This window comes from Actinoplanes sp. NPDC051411 (assembly GCF_040682075.1).
Classification (GTDB): domain Bacteria; phylum Actinomycetota; class Actinomycetes; order Mycobacteriales; family Micromonosporaceae; genus Actinoplanes.
In genome coordinates this window covers 1-16,385 of record NZ_JBFBAD010000091.1, presented here as the reverse complement: position 1 = coordinate 16,385, position 16,385 = coordinate 1, and the positions used below count along the sequence as shown (strand labels likewise).

Genomic DNA, 16,385 nt, shown 5'->3' with positions numbered 1-16,385 from the left:
GGCGCCCCCCCCGCCACATAACGATTCTTTCCCCCCTGGGCAACACCCATTTTAATAAATCACCCCCACTCAAACCGGCGCCGCGGGCCCCCGTCGGGGGCCGGCGTCGGGGCGCTGCGTTGATCAGATGGTGTCGGCGGCCAGCTGGCCACGCAGCTTGGAGAGGGCCTTGGTGAGCAGGCGCGAGACGTGCATCTGGGAGATGCCGATCTGGTCGGCGATCTGCGACTGGGTCAGGTTGCCGTAGAAGCGCAGCGTCAGGATCTTCTGCTCGCGCTCGTCGAGCGTCGCCAGCGCCGGGCCGAGGGCCACACGGGTCTCGGCCAGCTCGTATTCGGAGTCTTCGCCGCCCAGGGTGTCGCCCAGCTCGGTCGAGCCGTCGGCCGAGATCGGCGTCGACAGCGAGGTCGCGTTGTAGGCCCGGGCGCCTTCGAGGCCTTCCAGCACATCTTCCTCGGTGACTCCGAGGTGGACCGCGATGTCGGCCACCGTCGGGGAGCGGCCGAGGGTGTGGGTCAGCGTGCTGTTGGCCTCGGTGATCGAGAGCCGGAGCTCCTGGAGGCGGCGGGGCACCCGCACCGACCACGTGCGGTCGCGGAAGTGCCGCTTGATCTCGCCGATGATGGTCGGGATCGCATAGCCGGCGAAGTCGACGCCCCGGGCCGGGTCGAACTTGTCGACCGCCTTGATCAGGCCGACGGTCGCGGTCTGGATCAGGTCGTCGGTCGGCTCGCCGCGGCCGGAGTAGCGGTTGGCGAGGTGGCGGGCCAGCGGCAGCCAGGCCTCGATCGCCCGGTCGCGCAGTGCGGCGCGGGACGGGTGGCCGGCCGGCATCGCGGCCATCGCGTTGAGCAACTCGGCCGCGCTGTCGGCCGGAGCCTTCGCAGCAGCCGGAGTCTCGGCTTCGACAGAAGTGGATGTCTCGGCTTCAACCGAAGCGGATGTGGAAACGGCAGTTGCCGTGGAAGCGGTCATGCTCTCGGTCCTCCCCTGGCACCATCCCGGAGAGCCCGGTCCATTGCGGACCCGGTCGGGTCGGGTGTCCCTATTTAGCGATCGACGGCGATCAGGGAGACCGCCGTCGACCGGGCACTAGGCCGTTCGGATATGGGAACCCCTATCCGAGAGGACGAGAGAAAACTAGCCGAAAGTATGAGTGACTTTGGGTTGTCATTTACTCACTCATCTGCATCTCTGGACCTCTGCTTCTTGTCCTCCTTCTCTTCCTCCCGGTCCATCGCGAGGTCGAGAGCGAGAACGGCACCGATGATGAGCAGCGGTTCCACGCCGGCGGCGATCTGCACGGCGTACGTGTCGCGAATGGTCAGCCAGCGCTTCGACACCGCGGCCACCTCGTCGCCGCCCTGCTCGATGACGTACTCGTGGTCGGTGAGGTTGCCCTTCATCTCCAAGTCGTCAGACCCGGGGACGTCGATGGTGAACTTGTCGCGGAACGGCGTGAACAGGTGCTTCTTGACCTCGGCCGCCTTCTCGCCGCCGATCCTGATCTCATACGTCGGGCGCAGCGCGACCAGGTGCCGGTGAACACTGGCCACTTCCTGGCCGGACGGGTCCTCGATCACCACCTTGTCACGCACGCTGAACACCTTGCCGTCGACGCGCAGCAGCTTGTTGCCGTGCTCGTCGAGCACGTCGAAGTCGTCGCCGATGTGGAAGAACCGCTCCCGGATCACATACATGCGCTGATTGTGACGGCCGGACGCGAGAAGAGCCGGATGGATTAGGCCGGTCGGCCGGTGCTTCAAATTCCTAGATCTGGGCAAGATGGACGCCATGTCCTCGCTGCCCGCCTCGGTCCCGCATCCGGCGGCCGTCGAGTTGCGTTGCTGGCGCCTCGACAACTTCCGTGAGCTGCGCCGACTGCGGGCCGACCTGCGCGACGCGGTCGCCGGCAGCGCCAACCGCACGCCCGGCGACCTGGCCGAACGGATGGCCGTGGTGGCCACCGAACTGGCCACCAACGCCCTCCGGCACGGCCTGCCGCCGACCGAGGTGCGGCTGCTGCGCGACCACGACCGCCTGATCATCGACGTCGCCGACCACGATCTGCAGGCGGCGCCGGTGCTCGACGAGGACCGCCCGCTCGGCGCCGGCGGCCTCGGGCTGCAGCTCACCCGGGAGTTCGCGGTCGACGTCGGCTGGTACATCACGGGCGCCACCAAGCACGTCTGGGCCGGCTTCCCGAGCTGATCGGCCCCGCGGCTGGTAAAAAGTCACCGTGGCGGACTCCTACAAGATCGGCGCGGAGCGAACGGGCGACGGTGCGGCCACGATCCTTCGCATCTCCGGCGAGCTGGACATCAACGCCCGCGACGACCTGCGCGAGGCGCTGCTGCTGGCCGTCACCGACGGCGACGTGGTGGTCGACCTGCGGGACGTGTCGTTCCTCGACTCGGAGGCGCTGGGCGCGTTGATCGACGGTTTCAACGCGAGCCGGGCCCACGACGCCCGCTTCCAGGTCGTCAACTCCCACGACGTGGTCGACCGGGTGCTCACGGTCTCGGGTGCGAAGGACCTGTTCGACTCGTAACCTGACGCGGTGCCGATGATCGCCGCGGTGGCGTTGCTCGTCGCCGTGCTGGCGTTCGCCGTGGCCCGGCCCCGCGGGCTGCCGGAAGCGGTCGCCGCGGTGCCCGCGGCGATCCTGGCGGTGGCCACCGGCCTGCTGCCGGTCCGGCACGCCGGCCAGGAAATCCGGGCCCTGGGCCCGACGGTCGGTTTCCTCGCGGCGGTGCTTCTGCTCGCGCATCTCGCGGGCGAGCACGGCGTTTTCCGGTACGCGGGTGCGCTAGCCGCCCACCTGAGCCGGCACCGGGCCCGACGCCTGCTCGTGGCCGTCTTCGCCGCGGCCTCGCTGACCACCGCCACCCTCAGCCTGGACGCGACCGTGGTCCTGCTGACCCCCGTGGTCTTCGCCACGGCGGCCCGCATCGGCGCGAGACCAAAACCGCACGTGTACGCGTCGGCCCACCTGGCCAACTCGGCCTCGCTGCTCCTACCGGTCTCCAACCTCACCAACCTGCTCGCGTTCTCGGCCAGCGGCCTGACCTTCCTCGGCTTCGCCGCGGTGATGGCGCTGCCCTGGACCGCCGTGATCCTCACCGAGTTCGCGGCCTTCACCTGGTTCTTCCGCGCCGACCTGAACGCCCGCACCGAACCCGTCCCCGACCACGACCACATCCCCACTCCGCGCTACGCACTGGCCGTCCTGGGGCTGACCCTGGCCGGCTTCGCCGCAGCGGGCCCCCTGGGCGTACACCCGGGATGGATCGCCGCAGCCGGCGCCGCCGCACTGGCCGTGCCCCGCCGCACCCCCGCGCGAACCCTGATCCGCGAAGCCAACCTCCCGTTCTGCGCCTTCGTCTTCGCCCTGGGCATAGTGGTCCTGGCCGTCCGCGAACACGGCCTCGACCGCCTGGTCCACGCCCTGGTCCCCACCCACGGCGGCCTACTGCAACTGCTGGCGGTGGCGTTCCTGGCCGCCCTACTGGCCAACGTCCTGAACAACCTGCCCGCCACCCTGGTCCTGGTCCCCGCCGTCGCCTCGTCACGCGGCCTGCTCATGGCCGTCCTGCTGGGCGTCAACGTCGGCCCCAACCTGACCTACGTCGGCTCCCTGGCCACCCTGCTGTGGCGCCAAATCCTCCACACCCGCGACGCAGCCCCGGACGCCCGCGAATTCCTCCGCCTGGGCCTACTCACCGTGCCGGTCGCCCTGTGCGCGGGCGTGCTGGCGCTGTGGCTGACCCTGTCTGTCTGAACCGCAGCACTCTCTACCAAATAGATTTCTCTAAATCCCACCCCGATTCCAATCCAAAGACACCATCAGCCTCTTCCGCCGATTCCCGGCCCGTCCCACAGCCGCAGGCAGATATGTGCACACCAGGGGCGACCGTCACTACGCGAATCCGGCCGCTCAAAACCCCGGCTGTGGCGGCGCGCTCTATGGGGGTCGGTGCACCAGAGCTGGTTGGCGCCCGCCCACTGACCCGGTTCGGGCGACACGCCCGACCGGATCGACTCACCTCGCCCGGCCCCGCCACGGGCTCGGCCGCGGCTGCGGCGCGTGCCGGGTTGGCCGCGCGTGCCGGGTTGGCCGCGCGTGCCGGGTTGCCCGGGCGGTGCCGGGTTGGCCGCGCGGTGCCGGGTTGCCCGCGCGTGCCGGGTTGCCCGGGCGGTGCCGGGTTGCCCGGGCGGTGCCGGGTTGCCCGGGCGGTGCCGGGTTGGCCGCGCGGTGCCGGGTTGGCCGCGCGGTGCCGGGTTGGCCGCGCGGTGCCGGGTTGGCCGCGCGGTGCCGGGTTGCCCGCGCGTGCCGGGTTGCCCGCGCGTGCCGGGTTGGCCCCGCGTGTCGGATTGGCTCCGGGTGTCGGATTGGCCAAGCCAGCCGCACGCTGGCCGCGCTTGACCGGTTCGCTGCGCTGGGCGAGTTCGCGCTGCATGCTGCCCTCGCCGCACTGGCTGGGTTCGCCGCGCTGGTCGGGTGGGCGTGCCGGTCGGGTTGGCCGGGCCTGCCGGGTTGGCCGGGCCTGCCGGGTTGGCCGGGCCTGCCGGGCTGGCCGGGCCTGCCGGGCACGCCGGGCAGGCCGGGCCCGCCGGGCTGGCCCGGCCCGCGGGGCGGGCCCGGCCAGCCGCGCTGACCGCGCCCGCCGGGCTGACCGGGCTGACTGCGCCCGCTGCGCTGGCCGGGCCCGCCGGGCTGACCGGGCTGACTGCGCCCGCTGCGCTGGCCGGGCCCGCCGGGCCCGCCGGGCTCACCGCGCTCGCCGGACTGGCTGAGCTGCCGGTGCCTGCCGTGCTTGCCGCGCCTGCGATGTTGGCCGCGCTGGTTGGACTTGCCGCGCCGCTGCGCTGGCCGGGCCCGCCGTGCCCCGCACTCGCCGCGTTCTCCGCGCTGGCCGCACTGGGCGGACGGACGGGACGAGCCGAGCTTGCCGTGTCTGCTGGGCCAGGCGACCTGACTGGGCCGGCGATGTCGGCGGAACCTTTCATGCCGGTCGAGTTGCTCGGAACGGCCGGCGTGAGCGGAACGCGCTGATCGACATCGTCGGCCCCGGGTGCGGCCTGTAGTCGTTGTCGCTTCGCGGCGTAGCGGCGTGCGAGGCCCCAGTCGCGGTGGCGCTTGTGCTCGCGGCGGAATTCGTCGCGCTCGGGAGAATAGTTGCGTGATGCCGTGCGGTCGCGCATTCGAGCCAATTCGGCCGTGGTGAAAAGCTGAAGCTGTCGCACGAGAGAATTTTTCCGCAGAATCAGGCGCCCCTGTAAGCGTTCGATCATGCCAAAACGACTTCGACAAAGAGCGGAGGTCCGGATTCCGGGCGGTGTCAACACGGCTTCGCGTAAGTGGCGGCAGCGGGGAAATGCGCTCCCCTGCCGCCGCGGATCGTCGTGGGGGACGGACTTCGGGCCCGGGGAAGGGCCGGCTGATCCGGGTGGGGGCCGGCGGCGGGGGAGCGCAACGCAGTCAGTCTCGTCGATGTAATCCGTAACAAGCAAGCAATCTGAGTTACGAAACCGAGCGGTTCGCCCGGGGCCGTCATAACGTCGGGGGCATGGAATATCGCAGCCTCGGACGTACGGGAATGCAGGTGAGCCCGCTCTGCCTCGGCGCCATGATGTTCGGCGCCTGGGGCGAGCCCGACCACGACAAGTCCATCCGGGTCATCCATCGGGCCCTCGATGCCGGGATCAACTTCATCGACACGGCCGACGTCTACTCGCAGGGCGAGTCGGAGATCATTGTCGGCCAGGCGTTGAAGGGGCGGCGGGACGATGTCGTCCTGGCGACGAAGGTGCACGGTCAGATGGGCGTACCCGTGGAGGCGCCACCCGGCACCCGGGGTGACCCTAATCGGCAGGGCAACTCCCGCCGTTGGATCATCCGCGCGGTGGAGGACAGCCTGCGCCGGCTCGGCACCGACTGGATCGATCTTTACCAGATTCACCGGCCCGACACCGAGGCCGACCATGAGGAGACGCTGGGTGCGCTGACCGACCTGCAGCGGCAGGGCAAGATCCGGGCGTTCGGCTCGTCGACCTATCCGGCCGAGGAGATCGTCGAGGCGCAGTGGACGGCCGAGCGGCGGGGGCTGAGCCGGTTCATGACCGAGCAGCCGCCGTATTCGATTCTGGTCCGCGGCATCGAAGCGGATGTGCTGCCGACCGCCGAGCGTTACGGCATGGGCGTGCTCCCGTGGAGTCCGCTCGCCGGCGGCTGGTTGAGCGGGCAGTACCGGGTGGGCGCCGACCTGCCGCATTCCAAGCGCAGCCAGCGGCTGCCCGCCCGCTTCGACATGTCGCAGCCCGGGAATCAGCGGAAGCTGGAGGCGGCCGACGCGCTCGGCAAGCTGGCCGACGAGGCCGGGATGCCGCTGATCCACCTGGCGCTGGCCTTTGTGCTGCAGCACCCGGCGGTGACGGCGCCGATTATCGGGCCTCGCACGATGGAGCATCTGGAGTCGCAGATCGGCGCCGCCGACGTGACGTTGACCGCCGACATTCTCGACCGGATCGACGAGATCGTGCCGCCGGGCGTGAATGTGAATCCGGGCGACCGCGGTTATGTGCCGCCTGCTTTGTCCGACCCATTCCTGCGGAGGAGGCGGACGGCCTGAGACGAGCGGGGCTCCCGGAACGGGAGCCCCGCTCAATCATTTACCAGCCGACGGCGACCTGCAGATACTGCGGATTGCCGTGGGTGATGAACGAACTCTGGCCGGCGACGTCGTCGTACGGGAACCCGTACGCCAGCCCGCCGAGCGCGTTGTCGTGCCAGAACTTGGCGTAGTAGTTGGCCGGAGCGGCCCGGTAGTAGTTGCTCACCGTCTGCTGCTGTGACGCCGGCAGGTCGGCGGTGTGCCGGTTGAGTGCCGCGCACTGGGCCGCGTTGGACGCTTCCGGTCCGCTGCAGCCGAAGATCTGCTGCGTGGTGGCGGTGATGCCGTTCGCGGCCGCGTAGGAGGACATGTAGTTCTGGTTGGGGCCGCCCGGCAGGAAGTTGGAGTCGCTGCCCGGCGCCAGGATGCGGTAGGGCGACGTCGCGGTCGCCTCGTGCTGGAATTCGGCCGGCACCGCGGCGGCGAACCGGGCGAACGTGGTCGCGCGGTCCTCGGTGAAGGTGTTGTAGTTTTCGCCGACCTGCTGGTCGGTGCCGTCCTTCGAGTGCAGCCGCATCGCGATCTTCAGGCCGAACGCGTCGACCCGGGTGGTGTTGCCGTTGAAGACCCCGGCGCCGACCGTGAATTCGATGAAGTCGAAGTACTGGCTGTTCGCCGAGCCGAGGTAGAAGTACATCCGGCCGGCCGAGTTCGCCGGCATGTCGAGGAACTGCTGCTCGGCGATCGAGTGGGTCTGCCCGTTGAAGCTCCAGAAGACCTGGCTGTCAGGATATTTGCCGTTGGTCCGGTTGAGGATCTGCACCTCGACGACGTTCTTGGCCGCCGGGATGCCGCTGGTGTCACCCCAGAAGGAGGCCGGCATGGTGTTGCCCGAGCCGCCGGTGGGCGGGGTGGTCGGCGGTGTCGTGGTGCCGCCGCTGACCGAGCCGAAGACCTGGAATTCCCAGAGCGAGTAGCCGTACGGCAGGGCCCGCACGGTGCCGTTCATCCGCACGTAGCGGCCGGTGCCGTTGACCGTCAGGTTCTGCACGCCGCCCGCGCCGGTCGTGGTGCTGTAGATCGTCGTCCAGGTGCTGCCGTTGGCCGAGGTCTGGATCTGGAAGGACTTCGCGTACGCCGCCTCCCAGTTCAGGGTGACCGAGGTGATGGTGGCCGTGGAGCCGAGGTCGACCTGGAGCCATTGTGGGTCGCTGAACGCGCTCGACCACCGGGTGCCGGTGTTTCCGTCGACCGCGGCGCCGGCCGGGAACGAGGCGTTCTCGCTGCTCGACGCGGTCGCGGGTTTGCCTTGCGAGATGAGGGTGGAGGCGGCGTGGGCCTGCACCGAGGTGAGGGCCGCGAAGGCGGCGACGAGGACGACGAGTACGGCGCCGAGCACTGCCGTGAGCAGCCGAGGGCGACGCCTGGGGATGGCGTGTCTCATGAACTCTCCTGGGGAATGGCGGTGGTGCGCCCCCGGTCGTCCGCCGGTCGGGGAACCGGCGTAGGGATCGACGACAGAGAGCGCTCTCTTGGGCGAGTCTCATCGATGTCCATCGTCACGGCAAGGAAAGCGGCAAGGAAAATCAGTTCCGGAACTGTCAGGCGACGGCGGCCAGCAGTTGGAGCTTCTCGTAACTGGGCGAACCGGGCGCCGCGGTGAAGACCACGAGCGTCTGCTCCTGCTCGGGGTCGAACAGGTTCTGGCACCACAGTTCGAGCACGCCCAGGTCGGGAACCACGATGCGCTTGCGGTCGACGTGGGTGATCCCGACCTCGTGCTCGGCCCAGACCTCGGCGAACTCCGGGCTGATCGCGAGCAGCGCGTTCACGATCTCGCCGGCCCGCCCGTCCGGGTCGGCGGCATATCGCTGGCGCAGGTGGGCGGTGAAGACCCGGGCGTGCAGCGGGTGATCCTCGGCGACGTAACGGTTGCGGCTGGCCGGATCGGTGAACCAGCGGTAGACCGTGCTCCGGTTCAGGCCGGTGAAGTGGGTGTCGTCGCCGAGCAGGGCCACCCCCATCGGCGTCTGCAGGATCGTCTCGCCGTAACGGTTCACGACGATCGCCGGGGTGTCCTGCAGGCGGTCGATGATCCGCAGCAGGCCCGGGCTCAGATGGTCGTCGCGCACCAGCCGCCGCGGGACGGCGTGGCCGCCGATCCGGAACAGGTGGTCGCGCTCGTCGAGGCTGAGGTGCAGGCCGCGGGCGATCGCGGCGAGCATCTGCTCGGACGGTTGCGGGCCGCGCTGCTGCTCGATGCGGGTGTAATAGTCGGTCGACATGCCGCTGAGGGTGGCCACCTCCTCCCGGCGGAGGCCACCGGTGCGCCGCCGCGGCCCGCGGGGGAGACCGACGTCCTCCGGCTGGAGCGCCTCGCGACGGGTGCGGAGGAAGTCCGCGAGTTGCGCCCGATCCATCGTCACAGTCACACCATCCAGCGTGCCCGGCCCCTCGCGGCGGAGGAAGGGACTCGTAGTCCCCCGCTCCGGGGTGGGTCGGCCGGTTCGGCTGCCGCCTCGGCGACGATGTGCCGGGCGCGTTCCCGCATGTCGGCGTCGGCCGCCCGGTCGGCGGCGAGGTCGAACTTCAGCCACCGGGCCATCGCCTTCACGGTCGTACCCTGGATCAGCAGCGTGCCCAGGGTGACGAACAGGGCGATCGCCTGGATCTCCGACCGGCCGGGGAACGGCCGGTGGCCGTGCGCGGTGGGAACGAGGCCGCGGCGGCCAGCACCACGATGATCAGGCCGGGTGCCGCACCGCGGCGCCGGGCGATCGCCGAAACGGCGATCCCGGCGCCGACGATGAGCAGAAGCTGTACGCGGTTCACGCGGGCAGCTTGTTACCTAGCGTTTCAGCAGCGCGAACACGCCCCAGCCGAGATATTCGCGCCGGTATCGCACGTAACGCGCCGGGCCGGTGTGCAGCTCGTCCCGCAGCCGGGGCGCCAGCTCGTCGTCCGGGTTGATGTCGAGCCAGCGCCGCAGGTTGAGCCAGTGCGAGGCCTCGTAGCGGTCCCAGTCGTCCTGGCTGCTCAGAACCATCTCGACCACGTCCCAGCCCAGCTCGCCGAAGCCGCCGACCAGCTCGGGCAGGGACCGGAACTCGTCCTTCCGCCCGGCCCCGCAGGATCGGGCGGTTTCGTCGTCGGCCGGGTCGAGCCGCCAGTACGGCTCGCCGATGAGCAGCATCCCGCCCGGTTTCAGGCTGCGCTCGAGGATCTGGATCGTGCCCGCGACGCCGTCGCCGATCCAGGTCGCCCCGATGCAGGCGGCGACGTCGACCGGCGCGTCGGCGACGAACTCGGCCGCGTCGCCGTGGCCGAACGTCACGTCGACCCCCAGGTCGGCGGCCCGCTGACGGGCCATGGCGATGCTGACCGTGGAGATGTCGACCCCGTGACCGGTGATGCCGTGGTCGCGGGCCCAGGTGCAGAGCATCTCGCCCCGCCCCGAGCAGAAGTCGGCCAGTCGCCAACCGGGCCGCAGCTTGATCACGCGGCCGAGCGTCGCCAGCTTTTCGGGCGCGAACGGGTTGAGGATGCGGGCGTCACCCTCGCGGATGGTGTAGTGGCGTGCCAGGTCCATGTCGATGCGTCCTTCGCAGTGGTCGGATTTCCGGATAGGTCGTCGGGAAACCACCGCTGGCCGGCATCAAATGCACCCCACTCCGAGTCGTTGGGCGCCACACTTCCACCCGTTCGGACCGGGCGGCAAACGGTTATCGGGGCCGGTATGCTCGGCGGCGGGCCGTGACTGGCGCGTTGGGATGGGTCACCATCGGGGAGCGGTCCCGTCGAGATGACGACCTGCCGTGCGCCTGGGCCTCAGCATCGTGCTAAGGAGGTCCCATGTCTGATCTGACTCCCGAATCCACCGCTTTCCGCGCCGCCCTCGAGGTCGTGCGAAGTGTCGAGCCCCGGATCGCCGACGCGATCGTCAAGGAGCTCCACGACCAGCGGGAATCCTTGAAGTTGATCGCGAGTGAGAACTACGCGTCCCCGGCCGTCCTGCTGGCCATGGGCAACTGGCTGTCCGACAAATACGCCGAGGGCACCATCGGCCGCCGCTTCTACGCCGGCTGTCAGAACGTCGACACGGTCGAGGCGGTCGCGGTCGAGCACGCCAAGGCGCTGTTCAACGCTCCCTACGCCTATGTGCAGCCGCACTCCGGGATCGACGCCAACCTGGTCGCCTACTGGGCGATCCTGGCCGACCGGGTCGAGGTACCGCATCTGAAGAAGTTCGAGAAGCGGCAAGTCAACGACCTCAACGACGCCGAGTGGGCCGAGCTGCGGCAGGCGTTCGGCAATCAGCGCATGCTCGGCATGAGCCTCGACGCGGGCGGCCACCTCACCCATGGCTTCCGGCCCAACATCTCGGGCAAGATGTTCGACCAGCGCAGCTACGGCGTCGACCCGGCGACCGGTCAGATCGACTACGCGGCCCTGCGCGAGACGGCCAAGGAGTTCAAGCCGCTGATCATCGTGGGCGGCTACTCGGCGTACCCGCGGAAGGTGAACTTCGCCAAGATGCGCGAGATCGCCGACGAGGTCGGCGCCACCTTCATGGTCGACATGGCGCACTTCGCCGGCCTGGTCGCGGGCAAGGTCTTCACCGGCGACTTCAACCCGGTCGAGCACGCCCACATCGTCACCACGACGACCCACAAGAGCCTGCGGGGCCCGCGCGGCGGCGCCGTCCTGGCCCAGCCCGAGCTGGCCGACCAGGTCGACCGCGGCTGCCCGATGGTCCTCGGCGGCCCGCTCAGCCACGTCATGGCGGCCAAGGCGATCGCCTTCGCGGAGGCCCGCCGGCCGGAGTTCTCGACCTACGCCCAGCAGATCGTCACCAACAGCCAGGCACTCGCCGAGGGCCTGCTCAAGCGCGGTGTGCAGCTGGTCTCCGGCGGCACCGACAACCACCTGGTGCTGATCGACGTGCACCCGTTCGGCCTGACCGGCCGCCAGGCCGAGCAGGCCCTGCTCGACTCGGGCGTGGTCACCAACCGCAACGCGATCCCGCAGGACCCGAACGGCGCCTGGTACACCTCGGGCATCCGCATCGGCACGCCCGCGCTGACCAGCCGCGGCCTCGGCGCTCCCGAGATGGACCAGATCGCCGACCTGATCCACACCGTGCTCGCCGGCACCAGCCCGGCCGAGGGCTCCAAGGCGAAGTACATCCTCGACCCGGCCCTCGCCGACCGCATCAGCAAGCAGGCCACCGAGCTCCTGGCGCCGTTCCCGCTCTACCCGAGCGTCACGCTCTGACCTTCTGAGATGCCCGGCCGCCGAGGCGACCGGGCATCTTTTTATCCGATCAGGCGGCCAGGTGGGCGAACCACCGGGTCACTTCCGGTACGCCGAGGACCTCCGAGCCCTCGTGCACGAAGCCGTTGTAGTCGCGGTCCACGCCCAGGTCGACCGTCGGCGCCTTCAAAGCCGCGTGGCAGTGGAAGGTGTTGGCGTTGACCGCCTCCTCGTCACCCGGGCTGTAATAGAGGCGCACCGGCATGCGCGGCGTCCAGTCGGTGCAGACGCTGTCGAGCACGGCCAGCGCGTCGGCGAACCGCCCGGTCGGGTGCAGCAGCATCGCCCGGCCCCGGTCGGTCAGCAGGTCGTCGATCGAGGCGGGTAGCGCGCCGAGCACCTGCTGGCCGGTGTGCCGGGTGTCGAACATGCCGGCCAGCGCCAGGTAGTCGGGCTGGAACACGTCGGCCGGGTCGCGGTAGATGTCGTGCAGCCGGTCGTACGCGGTCAGCAGATATGTCGTGTAGGCGCTGGCCAGCACCGGGTTGACCTCGGTCGTGAAGAGCGCCGGGAGCTCCGCGTGCCGGAAGTCGTAGGCACCGCTGATCGGCGCCACCGCGGCGGCCCGGAACCAGGGGTCGCCACCCGTCTGCAGAGTGTGGGCGAGGCCCAGAGCGGCCGACGCGCCCTGCGAGAAACCGGACAGATAGACGTCCCGGTCGAGTGCGCGTCCCTGCCGGGTGACGAAGGTGCGGGCCGCCCGCAGCAGGTCGAGCGAGGCCGTCGTCTCCGACGGCACGTCCATCCACGGGTGCGCGCCCGGTCCGAGGCCCAGCCCGAGGTAGTCGGGCGCGACCGCGGCGAACCCGGCCGACGCGAACGTGAGCGACGGCCCCTTCAGAAACACGTCGTCCGAGGTGGACGGCGCGTCGGCCCGGTAGATCTCGGTGCCGTGGGCGAATTCGACGGTCGGCAACCGCCGGGCCCCGTTGAGCGGCAGGGCGACCAGTCCGCTCGCGGTGGTCGGCTTCCCGGTCGCGCTGGTGGTGCGATAGACCAGCCGGAAGGTCTGCACGCCGTAGTGGTCGGTGCCGGGGTCGAAGTGGTCACTCGTCAGGTACGCGTCGACGTCGGCGCGTGTGGCGTACTCGTGCAGGGTGGTCGCCGAGACCAGCCCGCCGCCGTGCGGAGGCGCCGCCTGCGCCGGTGCCCCCGCCACCGCGAACGACCCCGCCACCAGGGTCGCCGCGATCCCCAAACTCAGCGTTTTCCTCATAGGACTGACGCTAGGAACTCGGCGTCCTCGAGTCAGCCCGGCCAGCACCCACTTCCGCGGTACGGCTACCCCTACCGGCGCAGCTCGTGCACGCGCACGTCGCTCAGGACGCCGGCACTGACGGAGGCGGTCATGTACGTCGCGTGGGGCTGCCGCCGGCGGTCGGTCGGCGAGCCCGGGTTGAGCAGGCGCAGCCCGGAAGCGGCGGTGGTGTCCCACGGGATGTGTGAGTGGCCGAAGACCAGCAGGTCGAGATCGGGGAACCGGGCCGCCATCCGTTCGGTGCGGCCGGTCGACGGCCCCGAGTCGTGCAGCACCGCGGTCCGGAGGCCGGCCAGGTCCGCGTACGCGATCTCCGGGAGGCGGGCCCGCAGGCCCGGACCGTCGTTGTTGCCGAAGCAGGCGATCAGGCGGGCCGAGCGCGCTTCGAACGCGTCGAGGGTGGATTCGTCGACCCAGTCGCCGGCGTGGAACACCACATCGGCCTCGTCGATCGCCGACCACAGCGGGGCCGGCAGGTCGCGGGCGCGCTTGGGCAGGTGGGTGTCAGTGGTCAGGACCAGCCGCATGAGATCAGCCTAGTAAGTGGTCGGCCAGAAAGCGCTTCCCGAACTTTTGTCCAGATATGCGCGTTCGAGGAGCTGATGGGAGTCTTTCCGGTTCGCGCCGGAACCGGTTGCGGCGGTTCTGTTATCGAAGGTCCCCGACGGCCTCGCCGGACCCGAAAGGGAATCGGACGCAACTCATCTACCAGCAACGATGCCCGAAAGGGCACCGTCCCATTGCGCAACAAGATGACATCCACAAGTCCGTGACGGTTATCGATCGGTTCCGGAACTGGGCCGAACTCTGGACAGTTCACCGGCCCATCCTTAGCGTCGTTCTCGGGGGAGCGCTCTCCCCGTAATGTGGAGATCAGCTTCCCCCAGGGTGCAAGAAGTCCCCCTTGCAGTTCCCCGCCCAAGGAGAAGCAATGACCATCCCCGCTAACTCCGCACCCCCGCGGAGACGCTCCCCCTGGCGCCTCGGCGCGATCGGTGGCCTCGTGGTCGCCGTGATCGCCGGGTACGCCGCTACCACCTCGCTCGGCGCCAGTGCGGCCGACACCCTGCTCTCGCAGGGCAAGCCCGCCACCGCGTCGTCGACCGAGGCCGCCGGCGCCTACCTGGCGTCGGAAGCTGTCGACGGCAACGCCGGCACCCGCTGGTCGAGCGCGTTCTCCGACCCGCAGTGGCTGCAGGTCGACCTCGGACAGACGTCCACGATCACCTCGGTCGAACTCGACTGGGAGACGGCCGCCGCCAAGGCGTTCCAGATCCAGACGTCGAACGATGCCACCAACTGGACGTCGATCTACTCGACGACGACCAGCGCCGGTGGCACGCAGACCCTGAACGTCAGCGGCAGCGGCCGCTACGTGCGGATGTACGGCACGGCGCGCACCTCCGGCTACGGCTACTCGCTGTGGGAGTTCAAGGTCTTCGGCAGCGCCGGTGGCGGCGGCACCACGACGCCTCCCACCACGCAGCCGACCGGCCCGACCCAGCCCGGCGGTGGCAGCCTCGGCTCCAACGTGATCGTCTTCGACCCGAGCATGTCGGCGGCGTCGATCCAGAGCCAGGCCGACACGATCTTCCACCAGCAGGAGTCGAACCAGTTCGGCACCCAGCGCTACGTCCTGGCGTTCAAGCCGGGCTCGTACAGCGGCCTCAACATCCAGGTCGGCTTCTACACCTCGGTGATCGGCCTGGGCCAGAACCCGGACGACGTCCAGATCCACGGCGACGTGACCGTCGACGCGGGCTGGATGCAGGGCAACGCGACCCAGAACTTCTGGCGGTCGGTGGAGAACCTGTCGCTCTACCCGGTCTCCGGTGACGACCGCTGGGCCGTCTCGCAGGCCGCGCCGTTCCGCCGGATCGACGTGCACGGTGGCGTCAACCTGGCCCCGAACGGCTACGGCTGGGCGTCCGGCGGCTACATCGCCGACTCGCGGATGACCGGTGCCGAGGGGCAGTACTCCCAGCAGCAGTGGTTCACCCGCAACAGCCAGATCGGGTCGAACACCAACGCGGTGTGGAACCAGGAGTTCGTCGGTGTGCAGGGTGCTCCGGCGCAGAGCTTCCCCAACCCGCCGTACACCACGATCGGCTCGACCCCGGTCATCCGGGAGAAGCCCTACCTCTACCAGACCGGTGGCAACTACGCGGTCTTCGTCCCCAACCTGCAGACCAACGCGTCCGGCGTGACCTGGGCGAACGGCAACACGCCGGGCACCAGCATCCCGCTCTCGCAGTTCTACGTCGCCAAGCCCGGTGACAGCGCGGCCACGATCAACCAGGCGCTCGCGCAGGGCCTGAACCTGATCTTCCAGCCGGGCATCTACCACGTGAACCAGACCATCAACGTGACCCGGGCCAACACCGTGGTCATGGGCCTCGGCTACGCGACGATCATCCCGGACAACGGCGTCACCGGAATGCAGGTGTCCGACGTGGACGGCGTGAAGATCGCCGGCATCCTCTTCGACGCCGGCACCACCAACTCGGCGAACCTGCTGGTCGTCGGCCCGAACGGGTCGTCGGCGAGCCACGCCGGCAACCCGACCACGATCCAGGACGTGTTCTTCCGGATCGGCGGCGCGGGCGCCGGCAAGGCCACCAACAGCCTGCTGGTCAACAGCAGCAACGTGATCATCGACCACATCTGGGCGTGGCGGGCCGACCACGGCTCGGGCGTCGGCTGGACGACCAACACGGCCGACACCGGCCTGACCGTCAACGGCCAGAACGTGACCGCGTACGGCCTGTTCGTCGAGCACTACCAGAAGAACGAGATCCAGTGGAACGGCAACGGCGGCCGGATGTACTTCCTGCAGAACGAGCAGCCGTACGACCCGCCGAACAACGCGACCTGGAACCCGAACGGCACCGGCTACCCGGCGCTCAAGGTGGCCGACAGCGTGTCCAGCTTCGAGGGCTGGGGCCTGGGCAGCTACTGCTTCTTCCAGGCCAACCCGGCCGTGCACTCGGCCAACGGATTCCAGGTGCCGGTCAACGGCGGGGTGAAGCTGCACGACATCTTCACGATCTCGCTGGCCTCCGGCACGATCGACCACGTGGTGAACAGCACCGGCACGGCCGCTCAGGCCAGCTCGGTGACACCGCAGAACGTGACCAACTTCCCGTAGGCCCCACCCGTACGAAATAAGAGAGGCCGCCGGCACCCGCCCGCCGGCGCAC

General features: G+C 69.7%; 15 protein-coding genes and 1 riboswitch. Of the genes, 7 read left to right on the top strand and 8 right to left on the bottom strand.

The window, feature by feature from the left end:
* Positions 1–123 precede the first annotated feature (123 nt).
* A complete protein-coding gene (locus AB0M88_RS37035) occupies positions 124–975 on the bottom strand; it encodes an RNA polymerase sigma factor SigF (RefSeq protein WP_364110497.1) in 852 nt (283 codons plus the stop codon).
* A 203-nt stretch (positions 976–1,178) separates the two neighbouring features.
* Complete coding sequence (locus AB0M88_RS37030; RefSeq protein WP_364110496.1) at positions 1,179–1,700, bottom strand: LURP-one-related family protein; 522 nt, start codon at positions 1,698–1,700, stop codon at positions 1,179–1,181.
* A gap of 94 nt (positions 1,701–1,794) precedes the next feature.
* Here AB0M88_RS37030 and AB0M88_RS37025 point away from each other — a divergent pair, with 94 nt between their 5' ends.
* The 5 genes from AB0M88_RS37025 to AB0M88_RS37005 all read left to right on the top strand — a co-directional run bounded on the left by AB0M88_RS37025 (position 1,795) and on the right by AB0M88_RS37005 (position 6,632).
* Positions 1,795–2,211, top strand: a complete 417-nt coding sequence (locus tag AB0M88_RS37025) for an ATP-binding protein (RefSeq protein WP_364110495.1) — start codon at positions 1,795–1,797, stop codon at positions 2,209–2,211.
* Between the two features lie 28 nt (positions 2,212–2,239).
* Positions 2,240–2,551: an STAS domain-containing protein gene (locus tag AB0M88_RS37020; RefSeq protein ID WP_364110494.1), complete on the top strand. Its 312-nt coding sequence runs from the start codon at positions 2,240–2,242 to the stop codon at positions 2,549–2,551.
* Between the two features lie 15 nt (positions 2,552–2,566).
* The gene (locus AB0M88_RS37015) at positions 2,567–3,781 is read left to right on the top strand and encodes an SLC13 family permease (RefSeq protein ID WP_364110521.1); all 1,215 of its coding nucleotides are present in this window, start codon (positions 2,567–2,569) and stop codon (positions 3,779–3,781) included.
* Between the two features lie 720 nt (positions 3,782–4,501).
* The gene (locus tag AB0M88_RS37010; RefSeq protein ID WP_364110493.1) at positions 4,502–5,056 is read left to right on the top strand and encodes a hypothetical protein; all 555 of its coding nucleotides are present in this window, start codon (positions 4,502–4,504) and stop codon (positions 5,054–5,056) included.
* A 514-nt stretch (positions 5,057–5,570) separates the two neighbouring features.
* Positions 5,571–6,632: an aldo/keto reductase gene (locus tag AB0M88_RS37005; RefSeq protein ID WP_364110492.1), complete on the top strand. Its 1,062-nt coding sequence runs from the start codon at positions 5,571–5,573 to the stop codon at positions 6,630–6,632.
* A gap of 40 nt (positions 6,633–6,672) precedes the next feature.
* Here AB0M88_RS37005 and AB0M88_RS37000 read toward each other — a convergent pair whose 3' ends face one another.
* The 4 genes from AB0M88_RS37000 to AB0M88_RS36985 form a co-directional block, all read right to left on the bottom strand.
* Positions 6,673–8,058 (bottom strand): beta-1,3-glucanase family protein, encoded by a 1,386-nt coding sequence (locus tag AB0M88_RS37000; protein WP_364110491.1) that lies wholly within the window; start codon positions 8,056–8,058, stop codon positions 6,673–6,675.
* A gap of 157 nt (positions 8,059–8,215) precedes the next feature.
* Positions 8,216–9,034 (bottom strand): helix-turn-helix transcriptional regulator, encoded by an 819-nt coding sequence (locus AB0M88_RS36995; protein ID WP_364110520.1) that lies wholly within the window; start codon positions 9,032–9,034, stop codon positions 8,216–8,218.
* 8 nt (positions 9,035–9,042) lie between these two features.
* Entirely contained in the window at positions 9,043–9,219 is a 177-nt protein-coding gene (locus AB0M88_RS36990) for a hypothetical protein (RefSeq protein WP_364110490.1), read from the bottom strand.
* Positions 9,220–9,462: 243 nt separating this feature from the next.
* Entirely contained in the window at positions 9,463–10,203 is a 741-nt protein-coding gene (locus tag AB0M88_RS36985) for a class I SAM-dependent methyltransferase (protein ID WP_364110489.1), read from the bottom strand.
* Between the two features lie 154 nt (positions 10,204–10,357).
* Positions 10,358–10,448, top strand: a riboswitch (ZMP/ZTP riboswitch).
* Between the two features lie 18 nt (positions 10,449–10,466).
* Here AB0M88_RS36985 and AB0M88_RS36980 point away from each other — a divergent pair.
* Positions 10,467–11,888, top strand: a complete 1,422-nt coding sequence (locus tag AB0M88_RS36980) for a glycine hydroxymethyltransferase (protein WP_364110488.1) — start codon at positions 10,467–10,469, stop codon at positions 11,886–11,888.
* Positions 11,889–11,937: 49 nt separating this feature from the next.
* Here AB0M88_RS36980 and AB0M88_RS36975 read toward each other — a convergent pair whose 3' ends face one another.
* Both AB0M88_RS36975 and AB0M88_RS36970 read right to left on the bottom strand, forming a co-directional pair.
* Positions 11,938–13,143: a lipase gene (locus AB0M88_RS36975; RefSeq protein WP_364110487.1), complete on the bottom strand. Its 1,206-nt coding sequence runs from the start codon at positions 13,141–13,143 to the stop codon at positions 11,938–11,940.
* A gap of 71 nt (positions 13,144–13,214) precedes the next feature.
* Positions 13,215–13,712: a metallophosphoesterase gene (locus tag AB0M88_RS36970; protein ID WP_364110486.1), complete on the bottom strand. Its 498-nt coding sequence runs from the start codon at positions 13,710–13,712 to the stop codon at positions 13,215–13,217.
* A gap of 404 nt (positions 13,713–14,116) precedes the next feature.
* Between AB0M88_RS36970 and AB0M88_RS36965 the strand changes: the two genes are divergently transcribed.
* Entirely contained in the window at positions 14,117–16,333 is a 2,217-nt protein-coding gene (locus tag AB0M88_RS36965) for a discoidin domain-containing protein (RefSeq protein ID WP_364110485.1), read from the top strand.
* Positions 16,334–16,385 lie beyond the last annotated feature (52 nt).